Genomic DNA, 15,112 nt, shown 5'->3' on the forward strand with positions numbered 1-15,112 from the left:
TTTACAGAATCCCGATGATTTTCACTTCAAACGCCAGCGCCTGGCCGGCAAGCGGGTGATTGAAATCGAATAGGGCCGACGTTTCGCCAACTTCCTTCAGTACGCCGGCATAGCGCCCGCCGCCCGGCGCGTTGAATTCGACCAGGTCACCCGGGGAAAAATCCTCGCCGATCATGCTGTTCTCCCGCAGCGTGGCGAGGGACACGCGCTGGATCAGATCCGGATTGCGCGGGCCGAACGCCTGGCCCGGCGCTAGCTGAAAGGTCGAATGGCGGCCCACCTTCAAACCCAGCAAAATATCTTCCAGCGGCGGCGCCAGTTGACCGGCGCCGAGCAGCAGCGTGGCCGGCTTGTCGTTGAACGTGTTGATCACTTCGGCGCCATCGGCAAGGGAAAGCCGGTAATGCAGCGTGACGTGTGAACCGGGTTTCACCTCGGAAATATCGATGATGCTCATGCAATGCTCGCTCAGTCGAAGCGCTGCACGCGTGCGCCGCGGGGCAGTCGACGCGTGTGGCAAACCGTCGGCGTGCCGTGCGCAAAGTGTCTATTGTAAGCCACCTAGCGGGCGCCGGCTTGAGTCCGTCGCGCGCGAGGGCGGCACGGCCCAGCGGCGCATTGCGCCGCGTGCGCCGTCAACCTTACGCGGAGGACTCTATATATATGGCTGATTTCGCCAGCACAATCGACGAAACACCTGCGCCAACGCTGCGACCGAAGGCGCTGGCACGCGCCGGAGGCGGCGTGAAAGCCCCCGCGAATCGGTCGGCCGAGGCCCCGTCAGAAGCCGCCGACTCCACCGCCCGCTGCCGGCGGCAACTGTTTCGGGGTAAATGGCTCCGGCGCGACATGCCGCGCGAGCGACTGATCGAGCAGGGCCCCGACGTGCTGTCGGACACCGAAATGATCGCGCTCGTGCTCGGCTCCGGCCTGCCCGGTCACGACGTGTTCAGCGTCGCGCGGGCGCTGCTGGATCGCTTCGGCTCCCTGCGCGCGATGCTCGACGCGACCTATGCGGACTTCGACGGCATTCGCGGCATCGGCCCCGCGAAAAAAGCGCAATTACTCGCGATCATGGAAATGGCGCGTCGCTCGCTGGTCGACAAGATGCGCAAGCGCCCGCTAATGAATTCGCCCGAAGCGGTCGAAAGTTATCTGCGCCTTCTGATCGGCGGACAGCCGCAGGAGGTGTTCGTGTCGCTGTTTCTCGACGCCCGGCATCGGCTGATCCGCTGCGAGGAAAGCGCGCGCGGCTCGCTCACGCGCATGGCCGTGTATCCGCGCGAGATCGTGCGGCGGGCGCTCGCCGCGAACGCGGCCAGCCTGATCGTCGCGCATAATCATCCGTCCGGCGCCGTCGAGCCGAGTGCCAGCGACTGCCGCCTCACGCAGACCCTGCGCGACGCGCTCGCGCTCGTCGATGTGCAGTTGATCGATCATCTGGTGATCGGCGCGGACACCGTATATTCGTTCGCCCGCGCCGGCTGGCCGGGGCTCGCGCGCAAGCCCGCTCGAGCGCGGGAAGCGGAATGGCCGCCGTACGGCGCAGCGTCCCGCATCGCAAATAAGGTTTGATTTTGCGGCTTTTTTTCTGCTAGAATTCCGGTTTGCCTATTTCCAACCCCCTGTTCCGAAGCCATCAAGGCGTTCCGCAAAGGTCAGGCAGCTGTGGTAGCGAAGTGTCTCGATGCAAATTCGGCGCAACTTCGCACACTTTCAGCGCGGCTCTTTTCGGGAAACTTTCACGGCGTTCGAACTCAGAATTAGCGTATTAGGAGTGCTCTCATGGCACGCGTATGCCAAGTAACTGGGAAAGCGCCGATGAGCGGCAACAACGTTTCCCACGCGAACAACAAGACCAAGCGCCGGTTCCTGCCGAACCTGCAAAACCGCCGTATCTGGGTGGAAAGCGAAAACCGTTGGGTGCGTCTGCGCGTTTCGAACGCCGGCCTGCGCCTGATCGACAAGAACGGTATCGACGCTGTGCTCGCAGATTTGCGCGCACGCGGTGAAGCCTAAGGAGTAAATCATGGCGAAAGGCGCACGCGACAAGATCAAGCTGGAATCGACCGCAGGCACGGGTCACTTCTACACGACCACGAAGAACAAACGCAACATGCCGGAAAAGATGCTGATCAAGAAATTTGATCCGGTCATCCGCAAGCACGTTGACTACAAGGAAACCAAGATCAAGTAATCTTGGCTCTCCAGCCTGACGAAGGCAAAAACATGAAAAGCCTCGCATTCGTGCGAGGCTTTTTTGTTTTTGCGCGGACCTCGCGATAGCTCCGCAAGGCGCGCGCGAATCGTCCTATTCCGTTTGGCCAGCTTTCGCCAGGGCGATGCGGCGCGTATCCTTTGTCGTTTTCGCGGCGTGCGGTTCGCGCGCCGTCATCGCAAAACGAAAGACGGAGATGTGGGCAATGGAATTCGATGTGGCGATTGTCGGTAGCGGTCTGGCTGGTTTGAGCGTCGCGCTCAATCTCGCGCAGACACGGCGCGTTGCTGTGATCGCCAAGCGATCGCTGACCGAAGGCGCGAGCGACTGGGCGCAAGGCGGCATCGCCGCGGTGCTCGATTCGGCGGACAGCGTCGAGAATCACGTGCGCGATACGCTGACCGCAGGCGGCGGCCTGTGCGACGAGGCGGCGACACGCTTTATCGTCGAGCATGGGCGCGCCGCGATCGAATGGCTGATCGGACAGGGCGTGCCGTTCACGAAAGACGAGGCCGCCGAACTGGGCTTTCATTTGACGCGCGAAGGCGGCCATAGCCATCGCCGGATCATTCACGCGGCCGACGCGACCGGCCATGCGGTCGTCGCCACGCTCAGCGAGCAGGTGCGCCAGCATCCGAACATCACGCTGTTCGAAGACCATCACGCAATCGACCTGATCACGTCCGAACGCCTCGGCCTGCCCGGCCGCCGCTGCCATGGTCTGTATGCGCTCGATCTGCAAAGCGGCCGCACCGTTACGATCGAAGCGCCGCATACGGTGCTCGCGACCGGCGGCGCCGGCAAGGTCTACCTGTACACGACCAACCCCGACACCGCGACCGGCGACGGCATCGCGATGGCATGGCGCGCCGGCTGCCGCGTGTCGAACATGGAATTCATCCAGTTCCACCCGACGTGCCTGTTTCACCCGTACGCGAAGTCGTTCCTGATTTCGGAAGCAGTGCGCGGCGAAGGCGGCATTCTGAAACTGCCGGATGGCACGCGCTTCATGCCCAATCACGACGAGCGCGCGGAGCTTGCGCCGCGCGACATCGTCGCGCGGGCGATCGACTTCGAGATCAAGAAACGCGGCATCGATTGCGTGTACCTCGACATCAGCCACCAGCCGGCCGCGTTCCTGCACGAGCATTTCCCGACGATCCTGGCGCGCTGCCTCGAGTTCGGCATCGACATCACGAAGGAGCCGATTCCAGTGGTACCGGCCGCGCATTACACGTGCGGCGGCGTCGTCACCGATCTGGCGGGCCGCACCGATCTCGCGGGTCTCTACGCGGTCGGCGAAACGTCCTGCACCGGCCTGCACGGCGCGAACCGACTTGCCAGCAATTCGCTGCTCGAATGCCTCGTGATCGGCCGCTCCGCCGCCAAGGCGATCGAAGCGGAAGGCTTCGCTGCCGCCGTTCACGCGCCGCTGCCGGCCTGGGACGAAAGCCGCGTGTCCGATCCGGACGAGGAGGTCGTGGTCGCGCACAACTGGGACGAACTGCGCCGGCTGATGTGGAACTACGTCGGTATCGTGCGCACCGACAAGCGGCTCGAGCGCGCGAAGCATCGGCTCGCCTTGCTGCGCGACGAGATCCACGAGTACTACGCGAACTTCAAGGTGAGCCGCGATCTGCTGGAACTGCGCAATCTGGTCGATGTGGCGTCGCTGATCGTGGACAGCGCGCGCTCGCGGCGCGAAAGCCGCGGCCTGCATTTCAGCCGCGACTGGCCGTCCACATTACCCAAGGCGCTACCGACGGTGCTCACGCCGAAGTATGTACGCAGGCCGAATCCCTGACAGCCTTGGGCCGAAATACACGCTGAAATGACGCCACAAACGACAAGGCCATTGCCGGTAAGCTCCGGCAATGGCCTTGTTAAGTCGTCACGAGCGTCGACTGTCGCGCTAAAACGCGCGGCGCTCAAACGATCCGCATCGAGTAGTCGGTCGCGCGCACGTCTTTGGTCAGTGCGCCAATCGACACGCGGTCCACGCCAGTCTCCGCGATCGTGCGCACGGTCTCGAAATTCACGCCGCCGGACACTTCGAGCACCGCGCGCCCGGCCGTGATGCGAACCGCGTCGCGCATCATGTCGAACGAGAAGTTGTCGAGCAGGATCGACTGCGCGCCATGCGCGAGCGCAGTTTCCAGTTGTTCGAGCGTTTCGACTTCGATCTGGATCGGCACGCCCGCATTCAACGCGAGCGCCGCGTCCATCGCCGCGCCCACGCCGCCGGCCGCGGCGATATGGTTTTCCTTGATCAGAATGCCGTCGTACAGCGCGAGCCGCTGGTTCGCACCGCCGCCGATGCGCACCGCGTACTTCTGCGCGAGCCGCAAGCCCGGGAGCGTCTTGCGCGTATCGAGAACGCGCGCGTGCGTGTGAGCAATCGCGTCGACATAGCGGCGCGTCGCGCTCGCCACGCCCGACAGCAGCTGCAGGAAATTCATCGCGTTGCGCTCGGCGGTCAGCAGCGCGCGCACCGGCCCGCGAAGATCGCAGACCGTCGTGTCGGCGCTCATGCGGTCGCCCTCGCGATAACGCCATTGAACTACGATGCGAGGATCGACCGCGCGCATCACCGCGTCGAACCACGGCACGCCGCACAGTACCGCTTCCTCGCGCACGATGATGCGCGCATCGCGAACGTCATCGGCAGGCACGAGGCGGCCGGTCTGATCGCCGGTGCCGATATCTTCGGCGAGTGCATCGGCGACATTGCGTGCGAGCGCCGCGTCGAACGCCACGCCATATTGCGCGTGAATCGCCGCGAAAAGCGGCGACACTGTGTCGGCCCCTTCGCGCGCCACTACCTGCTCAGGCGCCTTCTCCACCACCTTCATTACGCTGCCCCCACATTCGAATACAGTTGCGCGTCGCGCGCGAGATCGCCGCTCGCCTGCACGCGCTTCTTGTGACGCGCGGCGAAATCGAGCATGCGATCGATAGGCAGACGCGCACGCTCGCCGATCCCACGCTCGACGAAGATTTCGTTGTGGCCGCGCTCGAGCACATCGGCCAGATTCGCGAGTCCGTTCATCGCCATCCACGGGCAATGCGCGCAGCTCTTGCAGGTCGCGCTGTTGCCGGCCGTCGGCGCGGCAATCAGCGTCTTGCCGGGCGCGGCGAGTTGCATCTTGTGCAGGATGCCGAGGTCGGTCGCGACGATGAAGTGCGTCGCGTCGAGCTTCCGCGCGGCGTCGATCAACTGCGTGGTCGAGCCGACCACGTCCGCCTGGGCGATCACGTTGGCCGGCGACTCCGGATGCACGAGCACCTTCGCGTGCGGATAATCGGCGCGCAGCAGATCGAGTTCGATGCCCTTGAATTCGTCGTGCACGAGGCACGAGCCCTGCCACATCAGCATGTCCGCGCCGGTCTTGCCCTGGATGTAGCTGCCGAGATGACGGTCCGGCGCCCAGATGATCTTCTCGCCGCGCGCATGCAGATCGGCGACGATCTCCAACCCGATCGACGACGTCACCATCCAGTCCGCGCGCGCCTTCACGGCCGCGCTCGTGTTCGCGTACACGACCACCGTGCGGTCCGGGTGTGCGTCGCAGAACGCCGAGAACTCGTCGACCGGACAACCGAGGTCGAGCGAACAGGTCGCATCCAGATCCGGCATCAGAATGCGCTTGTCTGGACTGAGGATTTTTGCGGTCTCGCCCATGAAGCGCACGCCCGCGACCACCAGCGTCTGCGCCTCGTGATCGCGGCCGAAGCGCGCCATTTCCAGCGAATCGGCCACGCAACCGCCGGTTTCGTCGGCGAGTTCCTGCAATTCGGCGTCGACATAATAGTGCGCGACCAGCACCGCTTTCTCGCGCTTGAGTAATTCGCGAATGCGCGCCTTCAGCGCCCGCTTTTCTTCCGCCGACGGCGTCTCGGGCACCTTCGCCCACGCCTGCCCGATCCCGCAGGTCGTGCCCTGCGCCTGTGGCCGATCGAATTCGACGGTCCTGATCGCCTGCTGCTCCATCATCTCCTCTGCCCTCACCTGGCCGCCGCGGCTTGCCGATCGCGCTACACGCGCAATGCATTTCCACGGCCCGAAAACGCAAAACCCCGCCAACGCGGGGTTTTGTGACGTCCTGAAATTTTAATGGATTTCAGGCATAGCGACGCAGTCGCATCGCGAAGTCTTGCAGCGCCTTGATACCGCTCTGCTCTGCGCGATGGCACCAGTCCTGCAATTGCACCAGCAATTGCTCGCGCGACGCGTTGGAGCGCTCCCACATTGCCGCCAGTTCGTTGCGCATGTCGATGTAGGTCTTCAGCTTCTGGCTGTTCGCGAAAATCTGCGGCAGCTGGAGCTTCTGCGGCTCGTTCAGGCCCGCCTCTTCCTTGTGGAACCAGCTGCGCGCACCACGCATCACCTGATACTTTTCGCGCGCGCCGACTTCCTTCAGATGCGCGAGCTCCTGGCGGTATGCGCGCTTGATCGCTTTCGCGTAACGCGCCATCACTTCGTAGCGGTTCGCAAGCACGGCCTGCAGCGTGTCCTGATCGAGCACGAGCTTGCCGGTGGTCAGGCGCGGCGTCGGTGCGACCTTCTTCACTTTGGCCAGACGAAACGCCTGCATGATGCGGATGTACATCCAGCCAATGTCGAACTCGTACCACTTGTTCGACAGCTTCGCCGACGTCGCATACGTGTGGTGATTGTTATGCAGCTCTTCGCCACCGATGATGATGCCCCACGGGAAAATGTTGGTGCTCGCATCCGACGAATTGAAGTTGCGATAGCCCCAGAAGTGCGCGAGGCCGTTGACCACGCCCGCGGCCCAGAAAGGGATCCACACCATCTGCACGGCCCAGATGGTCAGGCCGACGACGCCGAACAGCGCGACGTTGATCACCATCATGAGGCTCACGCCAAGAATCGGGTACTTCGTGTAGACGTTGCGCTCCATCCAGTCGTTCGGCGTACCGTGACTGAACTTGCGCATCGTTTCTTCGTTTTTCGCTTCGGTGCGATAGAGCTCGGCGCCTTCGAGCAGCACCTTCCAGATGCCGCGCGTCTGCGGGCTGTGCGGATCCTCTTCAGTCTCGCATTTCGCGTGGTGCTTGCGGTGAATTGCGGCCCACTGGCCGGTCAGCATGCCGGTGGTCATCCACAGCCAGAAACGGAAAAAATGACTGGCGATCGGGTGCAGATCCAGCGCGCGATGCGCCTGGCAGCGATGCAGATAGACGGTCACGCCGATAATCGTGATGTGCGTCGCGATCAGCGTGTACACGACGAGTTGCCACCACGATAAATGCAGCAGCCCGTGGGCAAGGAAATCGAGCAAAGAATTCAACAAGGTAAGTTACCTGCAGAACGAGAGATACGAAGCACACGCGGCACGCGTGTCATGAAAGTGAAAGCATACAGCGGGATAGGACGATATTCTACTTGAAGGGTTCCAAGTGTTTGTAACAAATAGGGATTTTTTGTGCGCAATCAAGTCGATAGCGACTGACTGGGCACTGGCGCATGCCTTGCCGCGGCGCGAAATGGGGCTTAACGGCCGTCGTTGGCGGCACGGTTGGCGGGCCTGAGCGCGGGATCGGACGTCGTGTCGGAAACCGGATCGGTCATCGCCACCGGGTGCGGCATTGCGCCGCTTGCCTGACCGACGATGCGCACCTCGCGTTGCGGGAACGCAATAGTGACGCCGTGCTCGGAAAAGAGACGCCAGATATTGCAGTTGACGGTTGAGAGCACGCCACGCGTGCCGCTCGCCGCATCTTCGATCCAGAAACCCAACTCGAGATTGATGCCGTCCCGGCCCCGCCAGCACGAAGGCCGCTCGGCCGACGCGCGCGACCACGACCTTCAGATTCGCGTCGAGCGTCTTCGAGCGCATCAAGCGATCTTCGACCGACGAGCCGAGCCACATCGCGACGATCAACGTGACGGCGACCGACAACAGCCCCGTGATCAGCGACAGCAACGTCATATGCGCATTACCGACGCCAAAGCTCACGCTGTCCATCCACGCGATCACGGCGTTCTGAATGCCCAACAGCGTGAGTACCATGCCGATCCAAACGACTACCGACACGATCTTCTCGACGAGAAACAGCCACGGATGCTCGCCACCTTCGCGGTTGAACACCCGCCGCGCGAAGAAGAACACGATGCAGATCAGCCGATGCCGGCGAGCGGCACCAGCGCCAGATCGAGCAGCGCGGTGTCCATGAACTGGCCGGCGATCGCCCGCGCGAGCCACACCAGTGCCGCGCCGGCATCGATGTCGCCGGAATGGCCGGCGCGCGCGGATTCATCCGCCAATCCGCGCGCCGGCCTGCAGCCGGTTGCCTAGCTCTGGCGCTCGAGCACGGCGGCGAAAAAGCCGTCGGTCGCGTGGCGGTGCGGCCACAGCGACAGGTAGTCGCCCATCTCCAGCTCGATACGCTGCTCGGCAAGGACGTCGCGCGCCGGCACCAGCGCGAAATCAGGGTGATCGGCGAGGAACTGCTGCACGACCGCCTCGTTTTCGGCTTCGAGAATCGAGCACGTAGCATAGACGAGCCGGCCGCCCTTCTTCACGAGACGCGCCGCGCTCGTGAGAATCGACGCCTGCTTCGGCGCCAGCTCGGCGATCGACTCCGGCGACTGGCGCCACTTCAGATCCGGGTTGCGGCGCAGCGTGCCGAGGCCGCTGCACGGTGCATCGACGAGCACGCGGTCGATCTTGCCAGCCAGACGCTTGATCTTCGCGTCGTGTTCGCTGTCGATCAGCACCGGGTTCACGTTCGACAGGCCGCTGCGCGCGAGACGCGGCTTCAGCTTCGCGAGACGCCGCTCGGAGATATCGAACGCGTAGAGCCGGCCGGTCGAACGCATTGCCGCGCCGAGCGCCAGCGTCTTGCCGCCCGCGCCCGCACAGAAATCGACGATCATCTCGCCGCGCCGAGGTGCGACCAGCGAGCACAGCAGCTGGCTGCCCTCGTCCTGCACTTCGAGCCAGCCCTGCTGGAACGCGTCGAGCTTGGTGAGCGCCGGCTTGCCGACCACGCGCACCCCGAGCGGCGCGAATGGCGTCGCGCCCGCCTCGATGCCCGCCTTCGACAGCGCACCCAGCACGTCGTCGCGGCTCGCCTTGATCGGGTTCGCGCGCAGATCGAGCGGCGCCGGGTAGTTCAGCGCGGCGGCCAGCTGCGCGAGCTCGGCGGCCTCGAAGCGCGAGCTGAGCGCCTGGCTGATCCAGTCGGGCAGGTTCAGGCGAATCCGCAGCGGCAGGCTTTCCGGGTCGATCTTCGCCACGTGTTCGAGCCACGTCGCCTCGGCCTCGGTGACGAACGGCTTGAGCGCCGAGCGTCCGGCCGTCTGCATCAGGCCCAGCAGCGCCATGCGGCGCGCGGGGCTGCCAGTGCCGCTTTCGGCCAGATGCGCGAACTCCATCCGGCGGCGCAGCACGGCGAACACCGCCTCGGCGATCACGCCACGCTCGGCGTGCCCGAGCTTCGGATGCGCGCGGAAGAAGCGGCTCGTGGTGGCGTCGGCGGGGCCGTTCAGCCGCAGCACTTCGGCCAGCAGCGTTTCAGTTTGTCCAATCAGGAAACCATGCAATCTCATGCGCCCTCTCCGGCGGTGTGACCGGCAAAGAGCCATTGCGGCTCCGACGGCGTAAGCGTGACGCGCGAGCCGTCCAGAGCGAGACGCCCTTCGACGAACCAGCGCACCGCGCGTGGATAAATGATGTGCTCGGTGGCGAGCACGCGTGCGGCGAGCGTCTGTGCGGTATCGCCCGCCTCGACAGGCACCGCCGACTGCAAGACGATCGGCCCGTGATCCAGCTTTGATGTGACAAAATGCACCGACGCGCCGTGGAACCGCACGCCGGCGTCGAGCGCCTGCTGATGGGTCTTCAGACCCGGAAAGCTCGGCAGCAATGACGGGTGCACGTTCAGCATGCGCGCTGCGTAGTGATCGACGAAGCGCTCGGTCAGCACGCGCATGAAGCCCGCGAGCACGACGAGGTCCGGCGCGATGGCGTCGATCTGCTCGGCGAGTGCCGCGTCGAAGCTGTCGCGATCCGGAAACTGGCGGTGGTCGACCACCGCCGTGGCGATGCCATGCGACGCCGCGAACGCGAGCCCCGCGGCATCGGGACGGTTAGCAATCACGGCGGCGACCCGCGCCGGCCAGCCCTCGCTCGCGCAGGCGCGCACGATGGCTTCCATGTTGCTACCCCGCCCGGAAATCAGGATGACGAGTTTTTTCATGCGCGGATTTTATCATTCGGCAATCGCCGGACCGCGACCGCGCAGCCGTCTGTTGCGCCAAGCGTTTATAATCGATTGTTTTGTGGCACCCCGCCCGCGCCCCTATTGCAATCGCAGCAACGCCTGCAACCCACTATCGTGAGAGTCTTCCGCGGCCTTCCCAATGCCGAGAGCCGCGCGCCGTGCGCGCTGACCATCGGCAACTTCGACGGTGTCCACCGCGGCCACCAGGCTCTGCTCGCCCACGTGCGCGCGGCCGCGAACGCGCGTGGCCTGCCCGTCTGCGTGATGACCTTCGAGCCGCACCCGCGCGAGTTCTTCAACCCGGCCGGCGCGCCGCCGCGCATCGCGATGCTGCGCGACAAGCTCGAGGCGCTGCGCACCAACGGGGTCGACCGGGTCGTCGTCGAGCACTTCAATCACACGTTCGCGAGCCAGTCGCCAGATGCGTTCGTCGAGCGGATCATCGTCAACGGCTTGCACGCGCGCTGGATCATGATCGGCGACGACTTCCGCTACGGCGCGAAGCGCGCCGGCGATTTCGCGTCGCTGCGCACGGCCGGCAAGCAGTACGGTTTCGAAGTCGAACAGATGGCGACGGTCGCCGATCCGTCAGGCGCGCGCATCTCGAGCTCGGGCGTGCGCGCGGCGCTGGTCGCGGGCGACCTCGACTCGGCGCGCGCAGCGCTCGGCCGCGACTATCTGATCAGCGGCCACGTCACCCATGGCATGAAGCTCGGCCGCGATCTCGGCTTTCCGACGCTCAATCTGCCGATCGCGCACAAGCGTCCGGCACTGGCCGGCATCTTCGTCGTACAGGTGCATGGCATCGCCGAGCAACCGCTGCCGGGCGTCGCGAGCCTCGGCCTGCGCCCCACCGTCGACGATTCCGGCCGTGTGCTGCTCGAAGTGCACCTGCTCGATTGGCACGGCGACGCGTATGGCAAACTCGTGCGCGTCGAATTTCTGAAGAAGCTGCGCGACGAGGAGAAGTTCGTCGATCTCGAAACGCTGACCGCCGCGATCGCGCGCGACGTCGCCAATGCGCGCGCATGGTTCGCTGCGGTCGGCGCCGGCACGCCGGGCAGCCGTTCCACCGGTTTCGCCACCTCGGCCACCGACCGAATTAGATAACCACCGCGGTTCGGGCCGGTGCGCCGCGCCGCACGAACCGTCGCCGCGCGCATCGAAGGGCGTCCGTGCTTCACGCGGAGCCGCCTGCCGGGCGCGTCCCACGCTCCTCGCGCAGCGCGCAATCCGCGCGCCGCTACGCATAGAAACGAATTCACCGCCACCCACATCATGAGCAACAAGAAAGCTGATTCGAAACCGCAGTCCCGCTACCCGGTCAACCTGCTCGACACACCGTTCCCGATGCGCGGCGACCTGCCCAAGCGCGAGCCGCAATGGGTCAAGGACTGGCAGGAACGCAAGGTGTACGACAAGATCCGCGCCGCCTCCAGGGGCCGCACGAAGTTCATCCTGCACGACGGCCCGCCGTATGCGAACGGCGACATCCACCTCGGTCACGCGGTGAACAAAATCCTGAAGGACATGATCGTCAAGGCGCGCAATCTGGCGGGCTTCGACGCGGTCTACGTGCCGGGCTGGGACTGTCACGGCATGCCGATCGAAATCCAGATCGAAAAGCAGTTCGGCAAGTCGCTGCCGGCGGCCGAAGTGATGCAGAAGGCGCGCGCCTACGCGACCGAGCAGATCGAGAAGCAGAAGGCGGGCTTCCGCCGTCTGGGCGTGCTCGGCGACTGGGACAATCCGTACAAGACGATGAACTTCGCGAATGAAGCCGGCGAAATCCGCGCGCTCGCGAAAATCATGGAAAAAGGCTACGTATTCCGCGGCCTGAAGCCGGTCAACTGGTGTTTCGACTGCGGCTCGGCGCTCGCCGAAGCCGAAGTCGAGTACAAGGACAAGACCGATCCGACCATCGACGTGCTGTTCAGCTTCGCCGAACCAGAGAAGACCGCGCAGGCGTTCGGCCTCGCCGCGCTGCCGCGCAACGAAGGCGGCATCGTGATCTGGACCACTACGCCGTGGACCATCCCCGCCAACCAGGCGCTGAACCTGCATCCGGAACTCGTCTACGCGCTCGTCGACACGCGGCGCGGCCTGCTGATCCTCGCTGAGGAACGCGTCGAGGCGTGCCTGAAGCTGTACGGCCTCGAAGGCACGGTCGTCGCGACGACGCCGGGCGAAAAGCTCGTGAACCTGCGCTTCAACCACCCGCTCGCGTCCGCGCATCCGGGCTACAAGCGCACCGCGCCGGTCTACCTCGGCGACTACGTGACGACCGAAACCGGCACCGGCATCGTGCACTCGTCACCGGCGTACGGCGTGGAAGACTTCGTGTCGTGCAAGGCGCACGGCATGGCCGACTCGGACATCATCAACCCGGTGATGGGCGACGGCCGCTACATCGAATCGCTCGCGCTGTTCGGCGGCCTGTCGATCTGGGCTGCCAATCCGCAGATCGTCGAGGCGCTGCAAGGCGCCGGCTCGCTGCTGCGCACCGAGAAGTACACGCACAGCTACATGCACTGCTGGCGCCACAAGACGCCGATCATCTACCGCGCCACTTCGCAGTGGTTCGCCGGCATGGACGTGAAGCCCAACGACGGCGACAGGACGCTGCGCGAGACCGCACTCGAAGGCATCGAGAACACGGCGTTCTATCCGTCGTGGGGCAAGCAGCGCCTCTTCAGCATGATCGCGAACCGCCCGGACTGGACGCTGTCGCGGCAGCGCCAGTGGGGCGTGCCGATGGCGTTCTTCGTGCACAAGGAAACCGGCGAGCTGCATCCGCGCACGCTGGAGTTGCTCGAACAGGTCGCGCAGCGCATCGAGAAGGAAGGCATCGAGGCATGGCAGACGGTCGATCCGCGAGAGCTGATCGGCGAGGACGCCAACCTGTACGAAAAGAACCGCGACACGCTCGACGTGTGGTTCGATTCGGGCACCACGCACTGGCACGTGCTGCGCGGCTCGCACAAGGACGAGCTGCAGTTTCCGGCCGACCTGTACCTCGAAGGCTCGGACCAGCATCGCGGCTGGTTCCATTCGTCGCTGTTGACCGCGTCGATGCTCGACGGCCGCCCGCCCTACAACGCGCTGCTCACGCACGGCTTCACCGTCGACGGCGAAGGCCGCAAAATGAGCAAGTCGCTCGGCAACGGCATCGATCCGCATGAAGTCGCAAACCGCCTCGGCGCGGAAATCATCCGCCTGTGGATCGCGTCGACCGACTACTCGGGCGAGCTCGCGATCTCCGAGGAAATCCTGAAGCGCGTGACGGAAGGCTATCGCCGCATCCGCAATACGCTGCGCTTCCTGCTCGCGAACCTGTCGGACTTCGACTTCGCGCAGCACGCGCGTCCGGTCGAAGACTGGCTCGAAATCGACCGTTATGCGGTGACGCTGTCGGCGAATTTGCAGAACGACATCCTCGCGCACTACGAGAAGTACGAGTTCCACCCGGTCGTCGCCAAGTTGCAGACGTTCTGCTCGGAAGACCTGGGCGGCTTCTACCTCGACGTGCTGAAGGACCGCCTCTACACGAGCGCGGCGGATTCGGTCGCCCGCCGCTCGGCGCAGACCGCGCTCTACCACATCGCGCACGGGCTGCTGCGCGTGATGGCGCCGTTCCTGTCGTTCACCGCGGAAGAAGCGTGGAAGGTGTTCCAGCCCAATAGCGAGACGATCTTCACCGAGACGTACCACGCGTACCCGGCCGTGCCGGACGCGGGCGCGCTGCTCGACAAGTGGACGCTGCTGCGCGCGGTGCGCGGCGACGTGACCAAGGCGCTCGAAGAGGCGCGGGTCGCGAACCTGATCGGCTCGTCGCTGCAGGCGGAAGTCGAAATCCGCGCGAGCGGCGCGCGTTACGACGCACTCGCGAGCCTCGGCGACGACCTGAAGTTCGTGCTGATCACGTCGGCGGCGAACGTCGTCAAGGTCGACAGCGAAGCCGACGAAGGCGTCGAAGTGATCGCGTCGAAGTACCTGAAGTGCGAGCGCTGCTGGCACTATCGCGCGGACGTCGGCGCGAACGCCGGGCATCCGTCGCTGTGCGGCCGCTGCTTCAGCAACCTGTTCGGCAGTGGCGAATCGAGGAGCGCGGCATAATGGCGAGAACCATGTCGAAAACGCGCACCGGAAGCAGTTCGCTCGCACCCTGGCTCGGCATCGCGCTGATCGTCATCCTGTTCGACCAGTTGACGAAAATCGCCGTGCGCAAGGTGTTCGCCTACGGTGTGCCGCACGAGGTCACGCCGTTCTTCAACCTGATTCTCGTGTTCAACCGCGGCGCCGCGTTCAGCTTCCTCGCGATGGCGGGCGGCTGGCAGCGCTGGGCATTCACCGCGCTCGGCGTGGTCGCGGCGCTCGTGATCTGCTATCTGCTCAAGCGGCATAGCGGGCAGAAAATGTTCTGCACGGCGCTCGCGCTGATTCTCGGCGGCGCGCTCGGCAATGTGATCGACCGGCTCGCGTACGGCCACGTGATCGACTTCCTCGATTTCCACGTGGGCGGCTGGCACTGGCCGGCGTTCAATCTCGCCGACAGCGCGATCACGATCGGCGCGATCCTGCTCGTGATCGACGAGCTGCGGCGGGTACGCGGCACACGCTAACGTCGCCGACGTGAGGCAC

13 protein-coding genes and 1 pseudogene are annotated in these 15,112 nt (G+C 64.7%); 7 read left to right on the forward strand and 7 right to left on the reverse strand.

What is annotated here, in order from left to right; translation table 11 throughout:
* Position 1: 1 nt before the first annotated feature.
* On the reverse strand, positions 2 to 457 hold the full coding sequence (locus tag HDG34_RS04935) for a peptidylprolyl isomerase (RefSeq protein WP_090801560.1): 456 nt from the start codon (positions 455 to 457) through the stop codon (positions 2 to 4).
* Positions 458 to 663: 206 nt separating this feature from the next.
* Between HDG34_RS04935 and radC the strand changes: the two genes are divergently transcribed.
* The 4 genes from radC (at position 664) to nadB (ending at position 4,022) form a co-directional block, all read left to right on the forward strand.
* Complete coding sequence (radC, locus tag HDG34_RS04940) at positions 664 to 1,575, forward strand: RadC family protein (protein ID WP_184058167.1); 912 nt, start codon at positions 664 to 666, stop codon at positions 1,573 to 1,575.
* Positions 1,576 to 1,785: 210 nt separating this feature from the next.
* Positions 1,786 to 2,019, forward strand: a complete 234-nt coding sequence (gene rpmB / locus HDG34_RS04945; protein WP_007180631.1) for a 50S ribosomal protein L28 — start codon at positions 1,786 to 1,788, stop codon at positions 2,017 to 2,019.
* Positions 2,020 to 2,029: 10 nt separating this feature from the next.
* A complete protein-coding gene (gene rpmG / locus HDG34_RS04950) occupies positions 2,030 to 2,197 on the forward strand; it encodes a 50S ribosomal protein L33 (RefSeq protein ID WP_008919555.1) in 168 nt (55 codons plus the stop codon).
* Between the two features lie 226 nt (positions 2,198 to 2,423).
* A complete protein-coding gene (gene nadB / locus HDG34_RS04955; RefSeq protein ID WP_184058169.1) occupies positions 2,424 to 4,022 on the forward strand; it encodes an L-aspartate oxidase in 1,599 nt (532 codons plus the stop codon).
* A 124-nt stretch (positions 4,023 to 4,146) separates the two neighbouring features.
* Here nadB and nadC read toward each other — a convergent pair whose 3' ends face one another.
* The 6 genes and pseudogenes from nadC to purN all read right to left on the reverse strand — a co-directional run bounded on the left by nadC (position 4,147) and on the right by purN (position 10,447).
* A complete protein-coding gene (nadC, locus tag HDG34_RS04960) occupies positions 4,147 to 5,070 on the reverse strand; it encodes a carboxylating nicotinate-nucleotide diphosphorylase (RefSeq protein ID WP_184058171.1) in 924 nt (307 codons plus the stop codon).
* Entirely contained in the window at positions 5,070 to 6,209 is a 1,140-nt protein-coding gene (gene nadA / locus HDG34_RS04965; RefSeq protein ID WP_184058606.1) for a quinolinate synthase NadA, read from the reverse strand. The genes nadC and nadA overlap by 1 nt, the downstream gene beginning before the upstream one ends.
* A 130-nt stretch (positions 6,210 to 6,339) precedes the next feature.
* A complete protein-coding gene (locus HDG34_RS04970) occupies positions 6,340 to 7,536 on the reverse strand; it encodes an acyl-CoA desaturase (RefSeq protein WP_184058173.1) in 1,197 nt (398 codons plus the stop codon).
* Between the two features lie 200 nt (positions 7,537 to 7,736).
* Positions 7,737 to 8,462: pseudogene (locus HDG34_RS04975) on the reverse strand (hypothetical protein); the annotation flags it as partial.
* Between the two features lie 75 nt (positions 8,463 to 8,537).
* On the reverse strand, positions 8,538 to 9,797 hold the full coding sequence (locus HDG34_RS04980; RefSeq protein WP_184058175.1) for an RsmB/NOP family class I SAM-dependent RNA methyltransferase: 1,260 nt from the start codon (positions 9,795 to 9,797) through the stop codon (positions 8,538 to 8,540).
* Positions 9,794 to 10,447 (reverse strand): phosphoribosylglycinamide formyltransferase, encoded by a 654-nt coding sequence (purN, locus tag HDG34_RS04985; protein WP_090801571.1) that lies wholly within the window; start codon positions 10,445 to 10,447, stop codon positions 9,794 to 9,796. The genes HDG34_RS04980 and purN overlap by 4 nt, the downstream gene beginning before the upstream one ends.
* 138 nt (positions 10,448 to 10,585) lie before the next feature.
* Between purN and HDG34_RS04990 the strand changes: the two genes are divergently transcribed.
* The 3 genes from HDG34_RS04990 (at position 10,586) to lspA (ending at position 15,093) form a co-directional block, all read left to right on the forward strand.
* A complete protein-coding gene (locus tag HDG34_RS04990) occupies positions 10,586 to 11,581 on the forward strand; it encodes a bifunctional riboflavin kinase/FAD synthetase (protein ID WP_184051586.1) in 996 nt (331 codons plus the stop codon).
* 168 nt (positions 11,582 to 11,749) lie between these two features.
* Positions 11,750 to 14,587, forward strand: coding sequence for an isoleucine--tRNA ligase (ileS, locus tag HDG34_RS04995; RefSeq protein WP_184058177.1), 2,838 nt, complete (start codon positions 11,750 to 11,752; stop codon positions 14,585 to 14,587).
* Entirely contained in the window at positions 14,587 to 15,093 is a 507-nt protein-coding gene (gene lspA, locus HDG34_RS05000) for a signal peptidase II (protein ID WP_090801573.1), read from the forward strand. Before ileS ends, lspA begins: the two co-directional genes overlap by 1 nt.
* The last annotated feature ends 19 nt before the right edge of the window (positions 15,094 to 15,112 follow it).

This window comes from Paraburkholderia sp. HC6.4b (assembly GCF_014200875.1).
Lineage (GTDB): Bacteria > Pseudomonadota > Gammaproteobacteria > Burkholderiales > Burkholderiaceae > Paraburkholderia > Paraburkholderia tuberum.